The following is an 18,294-nucleotide window of genomic DNA, read 5'->3' on the forward strand; positions in this document are numbered from 1 at the left end:
CCTAGCCCTCCTTCACCTGGCAGGGCAGCAGGTCATACCCGCGCCGCAACTCATCAACATCCCGTTCGCTCCAGGCAGCCACCATCGGCCCCAGTCGCACCATGCCGTCCCCGGCGTCGGCGGCCAGGTAGCCGCACGCGCGCAGGACCCGCAGCGCGCTGCGATACGCCGATGTCTGGGCGATCAGTGCCATGCCCTCCCGCAGGAGACCGTCCCCGGGCGGAACGCAGGCCGCCAGCACGTCCTCCTCGGCCGCCGCGCCCCCCGGATACAGTGTTAGCTCGGGATCGGGCCAGCACAGGCGCAGAGCGGCTGCCAGCGTCAGCAATTGCGAGGGCGCTGCCTCCCGGTGCGTCAGCGGATCGCCCACCACACCGCTGACCGGCTCCACGTCCGGCGCCCACCGCACCATGACCGCCGGGCCGTCGGCCGCTTCCACGTCGACAAGGCGCCGCTGCACACCATCGGCGGCCCGCCGCAGCGCCGTCAGCCCATCGGCTGCACCCGCTGCTGTCAGCGGCACGATCCGTACGGCCCGAGCCCAGGCCAGCAGATAGGCATCCTCGTTCATGCCGGACCCCCCTGCACGGCCGAAGAGTCTCCGCCAACGGCACCCGACACATCCTGCGGCAGCCGGTACAAGGACAACGGACTGGCGTAGGTGACCGCCCCAGCCGGATCGACGAGGACCTCCTCGCCGATCTCCACGAAGAACGGGGTCGCCGGGTCCGCAGACGCCTGCAGCAGGTCCACCACCGTGGCAATCGCCGCACGCCATGGCAACGCCCCCAGCGTCGCCGTCAGGTCAGCCTCCTGCCCGCCCCTGACCAGCGAATTCATCGACGCAGAACGCCGCCGGCGCAGCAGCAAGGCCTTCTCCCGCGCCGCTTCCACCGGATCAGGGCCCGGCGGTAGCGGCGCCGGCCGCGCCGGCCGCCGCCGAGTCATCGGCGGCCGCCGATCCCCGGCCGCCACGAGCACCTGTGCCGCGGTGATCTCCACACTGGCGGGATCAAACACCGTGGCAGCAAACACCTCCGCCAAGGCGTCCATCGACGCGCCCAAGGCCGCCGACAGGTACTGTTCCGGCAGCAGCATGCTGAAGTCCCGCCGGGCCCGCACCTGTTGTAACAACCGGTCGGAGAACTCATCCACGGCCGCCGAATAGCGAAGCGCCTCATCGATCAACCGGGTCCCCGACGCTCTCAGCCGTGGAAAGCGACTGCTGATGGCTTTAACCAACTGCCTCGCATGGTCTAGCAACACGGCCTTGGACTGGTGGTGGTGGCGTTCACCCACCAGCTCCTCGATCGGCTTGGACCGCACCAGCCGCAGCAGATGCGCGGTAGTGATGGACAGGTCACGCCGCACCCGCCGCAGCCGGTTGGCCAGCTGCTCCTCACCCAGCACGCCCTGTGCCAGACCCACCTGTGTACGGTCCAGCAGAGTCATGATCTCCTCGACCCCGCCGGCTTCCGCCAGCCGTTCGAAGACCAACAAGGCCGCACCGCTGGTCGGACTGAAGACGTAGCGCCCCTCGTAGGCTTTGCCTCGGACCTGCTCCAGCATCCCCAGCCCCACAAAGACCCGAAACCGGGCATCGAACGCCTCTCCCGAGGCCACCGAAGCACACGCTGCCGCAATCTCCGACCGGGTCAGCCCCCGATCGGAGGCAAGATCCCCGAACGCATCGTGAATCGCCTCAGCCAGTTGTAACGACACAGGATCGTCAACGACCGCACCTGCCGTCGACGCCACCGGCGCAACAAAAGGCCGCACGAAGTCCAACCGGCCATCGCGAGCCCCAGCAGCGACACCATCGAACAAATCACCCTGCTCGAAGCCGCTCTCCTGCTCAGACAAACTCCCCCCATCACCTGCCAGGCGCCCCCGCACCCTCTTCCCAGGGAACCGAACCTATCCGCCACAGGCGACTCCTGCTGCCACATCGCCAATATCCCTGCATACACAACGGATGGCGCAAAACCTCTGCTTGTCAGGTGCTGCAGTGCACGGCCGAATGCCCTGAAGACGGAGAGGCTGCGCGATGATGTCGGTCATGGTCACACCGGTCGAGCCTGCCGCCCCTCGCTCAGATGGCCGTCCCGTGTTGTTCCCTGACCAGGCGGAGGCAGTCGATCGGCTGGTGCGGCATCTGCGGCGCCCGGGGACGCGGGGACTGTTCGTGTCGGCGACGGGCACCGGCAAGACATTGGTGTCGATCCGGGTGGCGGACGGACTCGGCGCCCGGCTGGTGCTCTTCGTGGTCCCCACCCTGGACCTGGCCGCGCAGACCGCGCTGGCCTGGCGGCGCGACGGCCGCGGCGAGCACATGGTGATCGTCTCCTCGATGGACGCCGCCGGCCGCGACGACCTGGTCGCGGCGCGCATGGGCTCGACCAGCAGTCCGCTCGCGCTGGCGGCGGCGATGTCGGTCGTGGGGGAGGGGCCCGACCAGATCCCCGCGCTCACCGTCATCTGCACCTACGACTCCCTGAACAAGATCGAACAGACCCAGAGCACGGGGTACGCGGTGCCGCCGTTCGACCTGGCGGTCATGGATGAGGCGCACCGGATCGCTGGCCGGGCCGACAAAAAGTGGGCGATCGTCAACGACGCGAAACGCATCCGTGCCGACCGCCGCCTCTACATGACCGCCACCCCGCGCATCTTCGCCGCGCCGGAGCTGGCGGAGTCCGCCGACACCACCCGTCCGCGCCGCCGCACCACCGGGTCGGGCGCGGACGCGTTCGCCAACGCGATGGACAATGAGGCCGTCTACGGCCCGAAGGTTTTCGAATATCCCCTCGCGCAGGCCGTGGCCGACGGCCGCGCGGCGGACTACCGCATCGTGGTGCCCACCCTCACCGACACCGAACTGCGCCGCCGCCTGAACCTCCCCGCCCCTGGCACCACCCCTGGCGGCGGCAGCGGCGAGGAGCCGGACAGCGCGCTGCGCACCACCGCCCTGCACCTGGCCGTCCTGCGCGCCATGACCGAGCACCGTCTGAAGAAGGTGCTGGTCTACTTCAACCTGGTCTCCGACGCCCGCCGCTTCGCCCGAGAACTCCCGCACACCGTGCGCCTGCTGGGCCGGACCGATCCCGGCCTCGTCCCGGACATCACTCCGGAGCTGTTCTTCGCCCATGGCGAGCACACCCCTGCCCAGCGCGCCGGCGTCTTCGCCGGCTTCGCCGCCGCCGAGGTCGCGATCCTGGCCAACTCCCGCCTGATCGCCGAGGGCGTCGACATTCCCAGCGTCGACGCCGTCGTCTTCGCCGACCCCACCCGCAGCGTCATTCGCTGTGTCCAAGCCCTCGGCCGCGCCCTGCGTCTGGACGTGAGTGGCAAGACCGCCTCCCTGATCGTCCCCGTCTACATCCCGCCCGGCGCCGACGGCGAGAACATCCTCGGCACCGCCTATGAGCCGGTGTGGGCGATCGCCTGCGCGCTGGCCAGCCACGACCACCGCATCCTCGAGCGCCTCCCCGACAAGGCCAACCGCCTCCCGAAGGAGACCAGCGACGTCATCGCCCGGCGCTGGCATTTCGACTTCACCGTCCACCCCGAACGCATCGCCCAGGCAATGGACCTCATCTCCTTCGACCCCCGCGACCCGGCCGTCTCCCGCTCCCGCCGCCTCGGCCTCGCCGCCGCCCGCTCCTACCGCGACCAGTACGGCCACCTCGACGTCCCCGCCGACTACACCGACCCCACCGGCCATCGGCTCGGCACCTTCATCACCACCATGCGCGACGCCGCGAAAGCCGGCCGCCTCGAAGCCGACTGGATCGCCGAACTCGACGCCCTCGGCATGATCTGGGATAAGCACGACGCCGCCTGGCGCGCCCGCCTCACCGCTGCCGCCGACTACCTGCGCGCCCACGGCCACCTCGCCGCCCCTGCCACCACGCCCATCGGCGCCTGGCTCGCCGAACAACGCCACCTCGCCGCCAAGGGCGAACTCGACACCGCCCGCGCCGAGGCTCTCACCGCTCTCGCCCCCGACTGGCGCCTGCCGCACGGAGCGGACTGGCACCGCAAATACCACCTCCTGCGCGCCCACCTCGCCACCGGCGCCGACCCCGCCACCCTCACCCGCGACACCCTCCTGGCCGGCGTGAAGATCGGCTCCTGGCTCCACCGCCAGCTCACCACCTGGCCAACCCTGGCGTCCGGCCAGCAGCAGATGATGACCGCCCTCGGCCTCACCCCCGACACCAACCCCCTCACCCCCGCCCGCCGCACCCGCCGCACCTTCGAGGAGACCGTCCAGCTCCTGGAACTCTTCCTCCACCGCGAAGGCCGCCCCCCGGCGGCCCGCGAGACCATCCGCGTCGACGGCGACACCGTCAAGCTCGGCGCCTGGCTCGCCAAAGCCCGCACCAAGCACCGGACCGGCCAGCTCCCCGACGCCCATGCCCGCCTGGTCGCCGCGCTCTTCGACGGCGACTGGACCACCGAGAGTGTCGCCCCGGCCGTCCTCGCGTAGGCGCTGTCGGCCGCCCATTGGTGGGTCGGCACTGGCGTAGTGCGGGCACCCAGGATCGCACCTGTATTCGATTTTCGGGTTTCTGGGAGCATCGCCGGTGCCGGATGATTGGATGCCGGTATCCGGTGGTGCGGCGCTTCGTTCGCAGGGCGGGGCATGGCCTGCACCCCGGTGAAAGGGTGCGGTTCAAGAGGATGGAGGGCCGGCCGGTGAGTGATCGCAGCGCGATCGAGTGGACCGAGGCGACGTGGAACCCGACCACGGGATGCGACCGCGTCTCGGCAGGCTGCGACAACTGCTACGCGCTCGCGCTGGCCAGGCGGCTGAAGGCCATGGGGTCGGCGAAGTACCAGGCCGACGGTGATCCGCGCACCTCCGGTCCGGGGTTCGGGCTGACACTGCACCCGGGGGCACTGGATGTCCCCTACGGCTGGAAGAGCCCGCGCACGGTGTTCGTGAACTCCATGAGCGACCTTTTCCATGCCCGTGTGCCGCTGGACTACGTGCGCCGCGTCTTTGAGGTGATCGCCGACACCCCTCAGCACACCTACCAAGTCCTCACCAAGCGCGCCCGGCGTCTTCGGCAGGTCGCCGACCGGCTTGAGTGGCCGGCCAACCTCTGGATGGGCGTGTCGGTGGAGAGTGCGAAGGAACTGGCCCGCGTCGACGACCTGCGGCAGATCCCCGCCGCGGTGAAGTTCCTCTCGTGCGAGCCTCTGCTGGGCCCGTTGCACGGGCTGGAGCTGTCCGGTATCGACTGGGTGATCGCCGGAGGCGAATCCGGCCCCGGCCACCGGCCGCTTGAGGCGGCCTGGGTCACGCACATCCGCGACACCTGCCAGCAGGCCGAGGTGGCCTTCTTCTTCAAGCAGTGGGGCGGACGCACGCCCAAGGCCGGCGGCCGCGAACTGGAAGGCCGCACCTGGGACGCCATGCCTCACCGCGCCCTGGCCCTGCCCGCACGCTGAGGCCGGATCAACAGCAGCGTCACGCAGCAGCAGTGCGCCCCGTGTCCCCGGAATCCGGACTCCGTCCACAGCGTGCGGGCTGCTGGTGAGGACGTCGGCCGGCCACCTCCCGGCCGGAAGCAGTCATTCCACATCTGCAGCCGCACAGTCGGCCGGGCCTGGACAAGCCATTTGTGCGCAACACCGGTACACAACCACGGTATCTGTCGCAAAATCAGCCTAATCATGTCCTTCGAGCTGGCGGGGCGGGATCTTGGGCGCATCAGAGGCAGTGCTCGACGACGATGTTCTCGACCTGAGCGGTGAAAGCGCCGGGGAAAGAGGGCTCGACAGCAGCAGCCCGTTCTTCGTCAGCAAGAAGGCCGCCGCCGTCCTCAAGCACGCCATCCTCGACAGCTACGTCGTGCCCTTCGCCAGCAAGGTCGGCCGGTACGCCCCGGACGGCCGCGTGGTCTACCTGGACGGCTACGCCGGACCCGGCCGCTACGAGGACGGAACCCCCGGCTCACCCGCCCTGATCCTGGACTCCGCAGCCCGCATCGCGGGCTTCCGCCAGCTCGACTGCTACTTCGTCGAACGCGCACCCAAGAACTACCAGTCCCTGGCCGCCCTCGTCAGCGAAGCCAGCGCCCAAGGCCTGGCCGCACACGCCCTGAAGGGGCACGTCGAGAAGCACCTCGGACAGATACTCGACCGCGCCGCAGGGGCACCCCTGTTCGCCTTCCTGGACCCCTTCGGCCTCGGACTGAGCTTCGAGACCCTCACCCAGCAGATCTTCGGCTCCCGCAGCATCCACGGAACCACCGGACGCCACGCGACGGAGGTACTGCTCAACTTCAACGCCAACGCCGTACGCCGCATCGGAGGACTGCTCACCAGCCCCAAGGACACTCCCGGCAAACCGGCCACGCTGCGCGCCATGGACGCGGCCTGCGGAGGCTCCTGGTGGCGCGAAGAGTTCCTGGCCTCCCAGAACAACACCGAAGCCGTCAGACGCATCACCACCGGTTTCGCAGACCGCGTCGCCCGCGCAGTCCGCGGCGGCTACTGGACCATCGACGTCCGCAACCGCGCCCACCACCAGGTCGCCTACTGCCTGGTCCACTTCAGCCGTCACAAGGAAGGCATGTGGCTGTTCGGCGAAGCCGCCAGCCTCGCCCAGGTCGAATGGCGCCGCGCCTGTCTTCCTCCGCCCGAGGAGGGCACGCTCTTCAACGCCGGCGACACCTTCGACGACGAAGAAGAACAGCGCGCCCGCGCATGGGTGGCAAGGATCCGCAAGAACCTCGAAGGCCTCCAGCAGCAGCTCGGCACCTTCACCATCGACGATCATCAGAGCGAGATCCTCGCCGGCGTCCTCGGCCAGGCCCGCAACAAACACATCAGGGCCGCGGTGAAGCAACTCCACAAAGACGGCAAGACCAGCTGCAACGGAGTCGGCGACGTACGCAGACTGCGCGTCACCCCGCCCCCACAACGGCGCCAACCATGACCGCAAACAGCCGCGACGTTCAGCGGCTTACCGACCACCTGCGCTCCAGCCTCGGCGACGGACCGTTCCCCGCGCCCGGCGGCTGGACTCACATGGGCGCCGTCATCTGCGACGCCAGCTTCCAGGCGCGCCGCAACTACGAGACGACGATCCGCCCGCGGCTCCTCGCACTGCAAACCGCCTGGCCGGACGCCTCTACCGTGCAGGGCTTCCGAACACGCCTGGCCACCTGCGACCTCGCCACCGCCATGAACTTCTACGACCCCCGCAGGGTCACCATCGCCCACCGCATCACCGATCTGCTGGCCGCCCACCACGTCGACACCCGCGACGACCTGAACGCCTGGCTCGACCACACAGCAAACCGCGCTGCCCTGCGGACCGTCCACGGCGTCGGGCCCAAGACGGTGGACTACATCGGCAACCTCGTCGGCCGCTCCCACATCGCCGTCGACGTCCACCTGCGCGCCTTCGCCGCCGACGCTGGCCTCCCGGCCCTGAGCTACCACCAGTTGCGTGCCGTGTACGAGGCCGCTGCAGCCCAGCTCGGACACGACCCAGCAGGCCTGGAGCACGCCGTCTGGCGCATCAAGGCTCAGGCGCACTAGGGGGACACCGCCAGACCGGCGCGCTCGCTGTTTCCGGAGTGCTCAGCGGTCGCGAGCCGCACGCCGCCATCGTGTGACGTGTCCCTTCTGAGTGCAAGAGTCCAAGCCAGCCCTGTTCACGGCGCGGTGGCACCCTGGCTGAGATGCGCCAACGCCGCTGTCGTCCCGGTCGTTCAGCCGAGGGAATTTGGCACGCCAGCGGGCACACGCTGTGGCTACGCTCCCGGTCATGAGCACTTCCGCCGCCCCCTGCGACTGGCTACCGGATCACCAACTGCATGTGGTGCCCACCCTGGCCCACGTGGATCAGCTGATCGCGCACATCTCGCGAATCGTCCACGACTACACCGACCAGGGCCCGTTGACCCTCGCGGAGACCGAGCAGGGCGACCGGATGCACCTCAAAGTGACTGCCGTCGCGCCGATACCCGAGGTACTGCCCCGCCTGGTCGCGGATGCCCTTACCCAGCTCCGCGCCGCCCTGGAACACACCCTGTACGCCGAAGTCGAGCACCGTCTTAAGCGCCCGCTGACTGGCCAGGAGGCGCGATGCATCGAGATGCCGGCGTGCTCCGAGTCGGCCCGCTTCGACGCCTGGCTCGCCCACGGGCAACGGCGCCGACTGGCTCCACTAGCCGCCGGTGCCGAGCTCGCCGAGCGCATCCGAGGACTGCAGCCCTTCCAGCGCCGCGACGTCGAGGACCACCCGCTCCGGCTCCTGGCCGAGCACACGAACCTGGCCAAGCACCGCACCCCGGCCGTCGCCGCGACCCGCCTCGGCGCCGTCTATCCCGACCACCAGCACCCCGATCTCACCGTCGCTCTTCCGCTGGAGCACAATCCGCAGCCCGGCCACGGCCTTCCCCTCCAGCCCGGAGACATCCTGGCCAGCGGCCCCCGCTACACCCGCATCGCGCTCTCGATCGTTCCGACCGTCTGCGTGCAGCGCCCGCACACCCAGGTCTGGCACATCGCGCTGAAAGAGCTGGGCTACCTAGAAGACTGGGTTCGGACCACGGCCATCCCGATCCTCATCACCGGAACCCGCCAGGGCACCGCCATCCCGCCTCAGCTCGATATCACGATCGGACACCCCGACCTCCGGCAAGCCCTTCAGTCGGCAGGCACCACACCTGCAGCAGACCGGGGCATCCTGAGCATGCAGGCCACCATCGCCCGCCGCGATCTCCCCGAAATCCTCGCCATGCCACCAGTGGGAGCTGACAGAGAAGTGATCACAGCATGGGTGGCCTCCCTGGATGACGCGTCGGTCGCGACTGCGCTCACCCGAATCGCGGAGGTGAGGACGAACCCCACGGCTCTGCTCGACTGTCTACGTCAGTTGAGCGCTGAGGCTCACGCCTACCAGAGCCGAATACCGGAGCGACCAAGGCCCGCGCGGTGACGTCGGCCCGCAGCCACGCGACTGTCAGTGGGGGATGAGAACCTGCCGTCTTGACCAGAGGAGAACGAGGGGGAGAAGTGTGGGGGAATGACGGGCCGGAACGACGAGACCTGCCCACCTGGCTGCGAGAACGACAGGCACTACGCCCGGCATCCGAAGAAGACCGCCGAGCTGGCCTGGGACGGTTCGGCATGGGCTACAAGCTGGCCACACAGACTGGCGTCGGCCTGGGAAAGACCGTGGAAGCAGGTCTGATCGTCGCCGCAATAGTCGCCGGACGCCTGTCTCCCGTCGACTACCTGACGGTCCTGGACGGGCAGCACCGAACGCTGTGGCTCGGACGACAACGGGAGGCGGATCACCTCGTAGGCGCGGCCCGCGCTGAGCTGTCCCTGCGGCCACAGCCGTTCTACCGCGAGCTGCGAGGCCGGGTGGAGGAGCGCGAGGCAGACGGACGTCACGAGCAGCGCGCCGACATCGCAGGCTCCCGCCGGGCGCGCGACCGCGGGGCACGCGAGGCGGTCCTGCTGCGCAGTGAGGGCCGGTGTGAGAACCCGTGGTGTCTCCTGCCCGCGCTTCCCTACCGGACGGCGGCAGGTGGCTCCCTGCTGGAAGTCGACCACATCGACGACCATGCCCGAGGAGGCCGCGATCACCCCAGCGCCATGATCGCCCTGTGTCCTAACTGCCATGCCAACAAGACCCGCGGAGCCGGCCGTGCCGTGCTCCGAGAGCGCCTCAGGCCTGTAGCGAGGGAACTGGACGCTGCTCAGGACAGCGACGCTGCCCGGGACAGGCGCGCGATGCCGCCCCGCAGCAAGGCCGCCCTGGAACAGTGCGCCGCGCTCCTCGCGTCTTTGGACGACGCCGACCGCGACCAGGCCCTCGCCTCCCTCACCGACCGTTTCCGGTAAGCCCGCAGGGAGCCTCAGGGCGGCCCGGCTCCCCGTCGGCGCCGAGCCGCCCTTCGGCCCCAGGCCCGCCGCTGTCCGCCCGGGCCAGGCCTTCCAGCCTTCACCGTCGGCTGCTGGACCGACTGCGTCGTCCATCCCGGCGGTCACGCGGGCGGGTGCAGCCCCACGAAGGGATCGAACCCGAGCTGCTCGATCACCCGCTGACGGGTGGATTCCCTGGGCCGCCACTGCTGGCCGGCCGGGTAGATGAGGTTTAGCCCAGCCGCCGGAGGCACGAGCAGATAGTCGGCCCTGGGACAGTCCGTCACGTGCGGACACTCCTCCAGCACCCGGTTACAAAAGCCGCACAGAAGCCCTCGCACCCGGCCCGTCTGGTGATCATGGTCGACCATCGCCCCGGGATACAGACCGCACAGATGACAGTCGGCGCCGAGAGCGTCGATCAGCGCGGCACGCAGCCGCCGGACGGATGCCGTACGGGCCGGACGGGGAGGTCACAGGTGCCTGAGCTCATACGCGCCGCCCTGACAGCGGTCCGGCCGCTCGACCGTGCCCGGATCCACCCCCGGGCCCCCACCAGCACCGGCCACTCGACCACGAGGGACACCAGGGTGTCGGCGTCGTCCAGGCGGCCGCCCCTCCACTCCTGCGGCCCGTCCTCCCGCTCACGCTCAATCCACCCACAGTGCTGACGATGGCTCCAGACACCACCGGCCCCTGCTTCCCCGCACAGCATCCGCCCTGCTCGTTCGAGGTGGAACCGACCGTCATCACCGGGCACCGCGAGGCACGCGCCAGGACCCCCCGGCGGGGCAGACGGCAAAGGACAGGGCTCGTTGACAGCCTTGCGGACCAGGCCCTCAACGAACCCGACCCCCTGATGCGCCCAGCGCCACAACAGCTGCGCGCGGCGATACGGGGGCAGTTCGTCCAGGCTGACCATGGGAGTATCCTGGCCTACGGCACTGACAGCCGGGCCCAGGCTGTCCGAAGGGAAAGGCGCTCGCCCGCGGCCAGCGCCTCTTTGCGCCCGCCGACCGACGCCTCAGCCACGGCACAGACGTGAGACCCGCACCGGATCACGATCCGAGGGAACCCGCCCTCGACGAAGCGAAGGCGTACTAGCGTGTCCGCCATGTCGGCACAACCTGTCCCACGCCCTCCTCTCCCCAGGCAACCCGCCAAGGTGCCGAACGGCTCCAAGCGCAGCTACGACGTGCCCCGGTGGCGCGACGAAGGCAGGCTCGGGGGCAAGGACTTCGTGCGCAAGGCGACCGAGGAGAGCAGCGGACGCCAGGGCATCGTCAAGCACCTGTCCGACCCTCCCAGGCGTGGCGAACGTGCCGTGAACAAGAAGCGGCACGCCCGCCGCCAGCGCTTCTACGACGAGGCGCTCTACATGCAACGGATGAACGGCACTCCGGGCATCCTGCCGATATGGGACATCGACGACACCCACGGCGCTACGCCTCACTGGTACGCCATGCCCCGGGCAGAACCGCTGACCGACGCCTTCAGCGAGACCTCCACCGTCGTCGACGTCGTCACCCACATCACCGCCCTGGCCCGGACGCTCGCCGCACTGGCCGAACAGGACACCTACCACCGGGACATCAAGCCCGACAACCTTCTCTGGCACGACGGGGCACCCGTACTGGCCGACTTCGGGATCGCCGCCTTCGCCCAACCCGCCGACCTGACCCAGCAGGGAGAGAAGCTCGGCCCCGCCAACTTCATCGCCCCCGAAATGCGCGAGGCCGGCGGCAACCACCGAGGCGAGAGAGCAGACGTCTACTCCCTCGCCAAAACCCTCTTCGTCCTCGCCCACCCGCGCCGGGGCCCGTACCCACCCGAGGGAACACACCGCGTGGACGCCGAGGAATACAGCCTGGCGACCCTCGGCAGCCGCAACGCCACCCTGACCCTGGGCCACGTCCTCGAAGCCGCGACCCAATTCCGCGTACACGACCGGCTGACCATGGCCGACTTCCACGCCGAACTACAAGCCTGGCTCGACAGCTACGCCAGTAAAGCCGACCTCTTCAGACCCATCGGACGCCGCGCCTCCTTCAGAATCGGGTGGGGGCCGGACCTGTTCGACCGGCAGCGCCGCGACGAGGAGGCCACCCGGGCGATGATGATGCCCTGCATCCGCCGCATCGCCGAAGCCCTGACCGGCGACACGAGCGCCTGGAGCGAGGGCATCGACCACGACAGCGGCGACAGGAGCCTCGGTGACTACGCCTGGACCCCCAACAGCGAAGAAGGCTTCATCCCCGATGGGGGAACCATCTGGCTGGCCACCCACCCCCACAACGGGCAGCGCATCGTCCTGCAGGCCGTCCTCAACCACGACGTCTGCTTCCTCGCCGAAGCCCAGCGAAGCGGCTCGCCGTGGACCCTGGAACAACAGTGGGGGCACACCCCCTGGCACCGGCCACGAATGCCACGCACCAACGACCAGATCCAGCAGCTGGCGAACGAGGTCGTCTCCTGGATCCACCGCACCGATTCGAGCCTCGCCCCCAAGGGTCCCGAACAGAGCACCCTCACCACCTGACCGACCAACAAGGCGACGAAACCGGGGGGGCCAGAGATGGGCTGTTTCCTGCGGCCGTGCCGTCCCGAGCATGCGATCGTTGGTCCGGGCGTGCCGTTGACTGACGTGCAGGGGGTGTATCTGACCCTGTATACGGCTCACAGATTCATGGCGAGCAGGCCGGGGACAGGAGAGAGGGGCCTGTCGGTGGGCACCGCTACTATCCGGGATGCCTCACGGGACGACGAGCGGAGTCAGGGAATGGGCGGCGTGAACGAATCAGCGGTCAAGCGGAAGTTGGGTATCCCGAGTTGGCGGAACCTGTCCAAAGACAAGGTACTCAAGTTCGCGGCAGCGATGCCCGAGATGGCCACCGAGGTGCGACTCAAGCTGATCGAGCAGTTCCCCGCCTTCAAGGATCTGGGCAAAACCAACATCGATGCGGTTACAGAGGCACACAAGTCCACTCTCGCAGCCAACGAGAACAGTCAGAACCACTTCTACAAGGCTTCGCAGGACCAGCGGGATGCCCTGCAGGCCGACCTCGGTCGGGATGACCTCAGCTGGGCACAGCGGGAAGCCCTCCACGATCGGCTCGACCAAAATGTGCGGCGGGTAGGCGAGAAGGACAGCGAGAGCAAGCAGTTCATGGGGGCGGGGATGAAGGTGGTGGCAGCCGCCAGTGCAGCCGCCCTCGGGTTGGGCGTGGTATTCGTCGGCGGCAAGATCGCTGGAGCGAGCGAGGACGGTTCCGAGGAATCCCAGTAAGACTGTTCCGGGTCTCAGTGGCTGCACCTCCCCACCAGCTACGGCTCGTGGAAGGGCGTCTATGCGAGGCTGAGGGGGTGCCGGAACTAGGCCATCGATTGCACCTGGGAACGTTTCTCCACCACGCTGCATGCTTACTCAAGCGGATGCCGACGGTGACCTGGACGGTCGGTGCCGGGGCCCGCAAGAATGGCTCCGGCCGGTGAGCCTGCCGACCACGCGATCGGACGATCGCGTGGCGGGATGACCACGAGATTCCTCTCGATCACCCCGCCTTGCCCTACGCCGCGCGTCGGCTCTCCGGCTCCCGGTTGCCCTTAGCGACCCACGCGGTGCCGTCACCGGCCACCGGATCCCGCGCCTGCAGCCGCGTGAACAGATCCCGCAGCCCCGGGTCCTTCACGACAGGCCCTTGGGGGTCGAAGAGCCAGACGCCGCGGTGCCGGTCGACTGGGAGGCGGTTCGCTTCAACGTGCAGCTCGACCGCGGTTTGCATGACCTGGTTCAGGGAGCTGGGCGGGGCGGTTCCGTTGCGGTGCGCCTGGCCGGCGATGAAGTGGGCGACGCCGAACGTGAGGATAGTCTCGATGTTCTCCTCGGACATGAGGTCCAGCAGGTCCCTGTAGTACTGGGGGATCTTGTCGGTACCCCGGGCCGGTTCGGCGACGGGCGTGCGCCGGACGGTGTGGCGAGGGGGCACGCTGCGTTTGCGGAGGGCTGCGAGGCGTCTGTACGCCTTCCGGTAGTGACGCTGGGCAGTCCGGCCGACCCGGCAGACATCCAGGAAGGTCTGCAGCTGCTCGGCGTCGGCGGGCAGCCCCTGGCGGCTGATGATGCGCCAGGCGGTCGTGCGTGGGATCGGCTTGTGGCCCTCCGCCGGGCTGACGAAGCGGCTCAGCGGCGGAGCACCGGCGCGCTCGTACTCCGTGGCGAGCGCGGCACCGAGGTCCTGCGCGGTATGGACGAGGCTGGCCGCGGGAGCCTTGAGACCAGGAAGACGGCCGCGCTGCTCGGTGCGACCCCGCATGCGCAAGACGTGCGCGCGGCCCTGGGCCGCCTGGTCTCCGCCGCAGGCGCGCACGAGGGCGTCGAGCACCTCCGTCGAGGGGGCTGCGGCGCCGGACTCGGCGCGCTGGACGGTGCCGCGGGAGACGGCCGCGGCCGCCGCGAGCTCACGCTGGGACAGCCGCGCCGCCCGGCGCAGGGCGGTCAGGTGCTCGGCAAGGCCGGCGAACGGCAGGTGCGGGCCGTCAGGTCGGGGAAAGGTCATCGCCCTCTCCTCTACTTGCCTGCGCCGGAGCGCACCGCGGCCTCGACGAAGACGGCCATCAGCCAGCGTCCGCCGCCGACCGCGGCGAGGGTGGCCGCGCCGAGCGTCCCGCACCCGCCGAGCAGGATGAGGATGTCGCCGATCGGCGTGCCCTGGACGAACAGGACGGTGCCCAACGCCAGGAACGCGATCAGCAGGATCAGCGTGTGCGTGGGCCCCAGACGTCCCGCGGGCACCTCGCCAGCAGCCGGCGACGCGGGGGTAGAGAGGGAGGGGGGCTGGTGGGACATGATGAACAGGACTCCGTCCTGACGGGGGTCCCGGCACACGAAGAACCGGGACCCGGGCCGATGGTCGCAAGCAGGCGCAGCCCTGCGGCAGTTGGCCCTGCGGATGCGGGGCTGCGCGGTACGCACCAGCCTTCCACGACCGCCCGGATCCCCGCCCCAACCCTTACCCGATCTGCCCGTTTCACCCCTTGGGGGCCTCACCGATGTTCCGGTGACCCGCAGGGAACTTGCCTCACGCCTTGGCCCTATGCCCCAGCACAGCATCGACCTCCGAACCCCTGGACCGGCTCCGTGCGGCCCAACATTCGTTCCGGCGTTCTTGCACCATCGCCCCTATCGGTAGGACGCTGCCCAACAACGATGCCGACAACATCCCTCGGCGTCGCCTGACGGCAGATTGGTCGCAAGCCCGAGCCCTTCAGGACACACGGCAGGCGCGTTGGCCCGCGCCCGCCAACCCGGCCGGTACCCCCTCGGTACCGGCCGTCGGTGTTTCCGGCACCGGGCACGGCACCGCCCTCGGCAACGGGCGACGCCGACGAGGAGAGGAACGGTCCCGACTCCGGGACGGCCGAGGCGCTGCACGAGCAGCGGGCGCGCGTGGGCCGCGCCCGCTCGGCTCGGCCGTCGCACCTGCCTGAGCGCGACGCGGTCACCGTCCTCCTGGACCGGACGCGCGCCGATCGACTTCCCCAGTCGGCCATACAGCGCCGACCACCCAGGGCTTCACCACGTCCGCCAGTTCTTCCGAGAATCGGTCACCGCCACCGACTGCCAGGTGGGCGGCCCATTGCCGTACCGCACCTGCTGCCCAATCCGCGATCTGGAGCTGAGGGTGCGCCGTGCTGTCCGCGAAGTCGATCTGCACGGCCGGAAGCGGGTCGTTGAAGTGGCCGGGGCGGGCGAGGTCCGGGAGGAGATGAACCATGCGCAGAAGCGTCGCGTTCCGGTCGATCACCTTCGAGGTGTCATGAACGAGACGGAACCGCTCGAGAGCCTCGCCGAAGCTGGTGCACAGGCAGTACAGCGCCGGCACCGCCGGGTCGAGGACGTCGCTCTGTTCGCCGGCAGCGAGGTCGGCGGCGGTCGCGTCTGCCACCCCGCGGCAGCATTCCAGCAACTCGATCCATCCAGCGAAGTCCGCGTGCTCCTCGGGGATCGACGCCCTGTAGGCGGCTATGGCGGAGAAGAAGTCCTCGGTCGCCAGCCGCTGACGCACCCAGTCGACGAAGGCCTTGAGCATCCGGTGAAACGCCGTTTCGTCACCGAGGACCGGGCCGGCCATGCGCAGCAACTCGGCCAAGGCCAGACCGCGCTGGTCCTCATACAGGTCAAGACCGTCCGCATCGGCCAGCGGCTCCACCAGAACGTCGACCAGCTTGGTGACCACCATGAACCGCTTGTCCATCAGAAAGCTGCGAACGCTTCCCTCGGGCAGGCTCCCAAAGGCCCTCTTCAACGCCTTCCGGCCCACTGACGACCGGGCGAGGGACCCGTACTTGGGCTCCCCCTGGGTGCGGGGAAGCTGGGATCGGACCTCATCCACGATCGACCCTGCCAGCTCGTCGGACAGGTGCACCCCAGCCAGTGTGAACACTGGCTGATCGGGATCGAGAAGGTTCTGCCCAGAGTTCGACGACTCGTCGGCGTACACGACAGGGAGCAGATCGGAGGCAGTGTCCATCCTCGGAGCATGCCGGGCAGACGGGCGGAAGGCCACCCAAAAAAGGCCCTCTCGAGCCCGATCCGCCGCTACCTCACCGGATTGACCAGAACTTACGCCCGGCCTCAGGCCCGGCCCACGCGCGTGCGGCGATGGACGAGGTCCATGCCGAGGTCGAACAGAAGCTGCTTCGCGGCCGCGTCGAACTGCTGCTGGAGGGTGGGTTCGCGAAAGAGACCGGCGAGCTGTCCGGCCTCGGATGCGAGGTCAGCGCGCACGGCGAGGTAGTCGGCGCTGGAAGCCCGGTAGACGGCCCGGCCCCGTTCCAGCAGCGCACCGTCCACCTTCCCGTCCAGGGTGCGGCACAGCGCCGTGCGCAGGGCCTCAACATGGGTCACGACAGTATCGACGGTCATCGGCGCCCCCGCGGGGCCCAGCGCGCGGACAAGGCCGCTGGCGGCGAACACCGTCTCCGGCTCCATCACGTCCCGTACAGCGTCCAGCAGTTCGGCCCGCCCGCGCACCGTCAGCGCCTTGCCGTTGCCCAGCTCGGTGATGATCCGCACGAACCGGGCCCGCGAAGTCGGCGTCGCCAGCTGATGCCCGACCTGCTCCAGCAGACCGACCGCACCCTCACGCGCCACCTCCCGGCTGCGCCTGCCGCGCCCCACCCACGTCACCCACGCCCGCTGCGCCTGCCGGGTGGATACGTAGCCGTCCCACCACAGCCACGTGGCCAGCGGCACCTGCGCAAGCGCGTCCAGGTGCGCGGCCTGCTGACGCTTATCCAGCAGGAGAAGCAGAAGCCGACGCTGGTTGGCACTGTGCTCGGCCTTGTCCGAGCCACGCCGCCGAGTACGCAGACGCGGCTGGTCCATCAGCCCCTTCGCGATCCAGTCGTGGATCCGCCGCACGGTCATGTCCGGATGGCCGGCCGCATGAGCATCCGCGACAAGATCGTCGATGGTGCCGGGCCCGCTGATGCTCTCCCACGTGTACACGAGGTGGAAATTACATCGTTCTCCCGCCAACCATCGCCCAGTTGAGGATGCATCACCCACCACCCCACTGCCACGATCAAACACAGCAGCACCCCGGCCGCCTTCCGCGGACCGCCCGCTGCACCACCCAACCCTGCAGGGCGCGCCGCCGCGCCCTGCCCGAACGAAGGACACCCACCATGCCGAAGAAGAACCGCACCCCCTCCGCCCACCAGGGCCGCGGGGCGCCGGCCCCCGTCTCGTGGCGGCGCCTGGTCTCCGTAGCGCTCCTCACCGGAGCCGTCCGCCATATCGGAGCCCTCCTGATGGGCCTCGCAGTGACCTGGTGGCAGCACGACTGACACCCCCACACGAAGAAAGCCTGAACAACCCTGTCACCCACCCTGATTGACGTCACCTCACCCGCGTCTCGGCCCGGTCCGAACCGCCCCAAGGGCACACCCCCAAACCCGGATCGACCGAAAGTTCTGAATCAAAGGAAACAGGCCGACGAACCGACGAGTCGCCCCGGCATCCAGCACCCCGCGCGGACTACTCTTGGGGACGCAGGCCCCCGCCTCAGAGCCAAGCGCCCCCCACCACCTCCCCTGTAGCTGCCCGGGCCGAAGGCCCGTTGGCCGGCCCGCGCAGCGGGCCCGGCTTCGTGGTGCGCAGCACCACCAGGTGGCTGGAGCGCAGCGGAGGCCACCCCGGGGCCGGAGGCCCCGCAGTTCCGGGAGCGCAGCGGACGGAGCGTCACCCGCCTTGCGAAGCAAGGCGGGTAGGGGATCGCGCAGCGATCCCCAGGGCTCACGCGGAGCGTGAGCGCAACACCCGTGCGCAGCACGGGTGTTCGCTTCCCCCCCATCGCGCAGCGATGGGGGTACCCGCGGAGCGGGTACCCC

At 69.4% G+C, this 18,294-nt stretch carries 16 protein-coding genes; 9 read left to right on the top strand and 7 right to left on the bottom strand.

Annotation, left to right across the window (positions count from 1 at the left end; all coding sequences use genetic code 11):
* Position 1: 1 nt before the first annotated feature.
* Both AB0L29_RS32890 and AB0L29_RS32895 read right to left on the bottom strand, forming a co-directional pair.
* On the bottom strand, positions 2–571 hold the full coding sequence (locus AB0L29_RS32890) for a hypothetical protein (protein ID WP_365832554.1): 570 nt from the start codon (positions 569–571) through the stop codon (positions 2–4).
* Positions 568–1,863, bottom strand: a complete 1,296-nt coding sequence (locus tag AB0L29_RS32895) for a hypothetical protein (RefSeq protein ID WP_365832556.1) — start codon at positions 1,861–1,863, stop codon at positions 568–570. The genes AB0L29_RS32890 and AB0L29_RS32895 overlap by 4 nt, the downstream gene beginning before the upstream one ends.
* Positions 1,864–2,059: 196 nt before the next feature.
* On the opposite strand from AB0L29_RS32895, the gene AB0L29_RS32900 reads away from it, so the two are divergent.
* The 6 genes from AB0L29_RS32900 (at position 2,060) to AB0L29_RS32925 (ending at position 9,879) form a co-directional block, all read left to right on the top strand.
* Entirely contained in the window at positions 2,060–4,492 is a 2,433-nt protein-coding gene (locus tag AB0L29_RS32900) for a Helicase associated domain protein (RefSeq protein WP_365832558.1), read from the top strand.
* A gap of 209 nt (positions 4,493–4,701) precedes the next feature.
* On the top strand, positions 4,702–5,460 hold the full coding sequence (locus AB0L29_RS32905) for a DUF5131 family protein (RefSeq protein WP_030382659.1): 759 nt from the start codon (positions 4,702–4,704) through the stop codon (positions 5,458–5,460).
* 253 nt (positions 5,461–5,713) lie between these two features.
* Positions 5,714–6,952, top strand: a complete 1,239-nt coding sequence (tcmP, locus tag AB0L29_RS32910) for a three-Cys-motif partner protein TcmP (RefSeq protein WP_365832560.1) — start codon at positions 5,714–5,716, stop codon at positions 6,950–6,952.
* Positions 6,949–7,560 (top strand): hypothetical protein, encoded by a 612-nt coding sequence (locus AB0L29_RS32915; RefSeq protein ID WP_365832562.1) that lies wholly within the window; start codon positions 6,949–6,951, stop codon positions 7,558–7,560. The genes tcmP and AB0L29_RS32915 overlap by 4 nt, the downstream gene beginning before the upstream one ends.
* Positions 7,561–7,789: 229 nt before the next feature.
* Entirely contained in the window at positions 7,790–8,965 is a 1,176-nt protein-coding gene (locus AB0L29_RS32920) for a hypothetical protein (protein WP_365832564.1), read from the top strand.
* A 239-nt stretch (positions 8,966–9,204) separates the two neighbouring features.
* On the top strand, positions 9,205–9,879 hold the full coding sequence (locus AB0L29_RS32925; RefSeq protein ID WP_365832566.1) for an HNH endonuclease signature motif containing protein: 675 nt from the start codon (positions 9,205–9,207) through the stop codon (positions 9,877–9,879).
* Between the two features lie 143 nt (positions 9,880–10,022).
* Here AB0L29_RS32925 and AB0L29_RS32930 read toward each other — a convergent pair whose 3' ends face one another.
* Positions 10,023–10,337: an endonuclease domain-containing protein gene (locus AB0L29_RS32930; protein ID WP_365832582.1), complete on the bottom strand. Its 315-nt coding sequence runs from the start codon at positions 10,335–10,337 to the stop codon at positions 10,023–10,025.
* A 677-nt stretch (positions 10,338–11,014) separates the two neighbouring features.
* On the opposite strand from AB0L29_RS32930, the gene AB0L29_RS32935 reads away from it, so the two are divergent.
* The gene (locus AB0L29_RS32935; RefSeq protein WP_365832568.1) at positions 11,015–12,439 is read left to right on the top strand and encodes a protein kinase; all 1,425 of its coding nucleotides are present in this window, start codon (positions 11,015–11,017) and stop codon (positions 12,437–12,439) included.
* Between the two features lie 249 nt (positions 12,440–12,688).
* Positions 12,689–13,186, top strand: coding sequence for a hypothetical protein (locus tag AB0L29_RS32940; RefSeq protein ID WP_365832570.1), 498 nt, complete (start codon positions 12,689–12,691; stop codon positions 13,184–13,186).
* Positions 13,187–13,466: 280 nt separating this feature from the next.
* On the opposite strand, the gene AB0L29_RS32945 is transcribed toward AB0L29_RS32940, so the two are convergent.
* The 4 genes from AB0L29_RS32945 to AB0L29_RS32960 form a co-directional block, all read right to left on the bottom strand.
* Positions 13,467–14,456, bottom strand: a complete 990-nt coding sequence (locus tag AB0L29_RS32945; RefSeq protein WP_365832572.1) for a helix-turn-helix transcriptional regulator — start codon at positions 14,454–14,456, stop codon at positions 13,467–13,469.
* An 11-nt stretch (positions 14,457–14,467) separates the two neighbouring features.
* The gene (locus AB0L29_RS32950) at positions 14,468–14,746 is read right to left on the bottom strand and encodes a hypothetical protein (RefSeq protein ID WP_365832574.1); all 279 of its coding nucleotides are present in this window, start codon (positions 14,744–14,746) and stop codon (positions 14,468–14,470) included.
* A 652-nt stretch (positions 14,747–15,398) separates the two neighbouring features.
* Positions 15,399–16,430 carry a DUF3800 domain-containing protein gene (locus tag AB0L29_RS32955; protein WP_365832576.1) on the bottom strand — a complete coding sequence of 344 codons (1,032 nt, stop codon included), beginning with the start codon at positions 16,428–16,430 and terminating at the stop codon, positions 15,399–15,401.
* A gap of 104 nt (positions 16,431–16,534) precedes the next feature.
* Positions 16,535–17,410, bottom strand: a complete 876-nt coding sequence (locus AB0L29_RS32960; RefSeq protein ID WP_365832578.1) for a hypothetical protein — start codon at positions 17,408–17,410, stop codon at positions 16,535–16,537.
* 179 nt (positions 17,411–17,589) lie between these two features.
* On the opposite strand from AB0L29_RS32960, the gene AB0L29_RS32965 reads away from it, so the two are divergent.
* Complete coding sequence (locus tag AB0L29_RS32965; RefSeq protein ID WP_365832580.1) at positions 17,590–17,751, top strand: hypothetical protein; 162 nt, start codon at positions 17,590–17,592, stop codon at positions 17,749–17,751.
* The last annotated feature ends 543 nt before the right edge of the window (positions 17,752–18,294 follow it).

The sequence above is a fragment of the Streptomyces sp. NPDC052701 genome (assembly GCF_040678355.1).
Classification (GTDB): Bacteria; Actinomycetota; Actinomycetes; order Streptomycetales; family Streptomycetaceae; genus Streptomyces.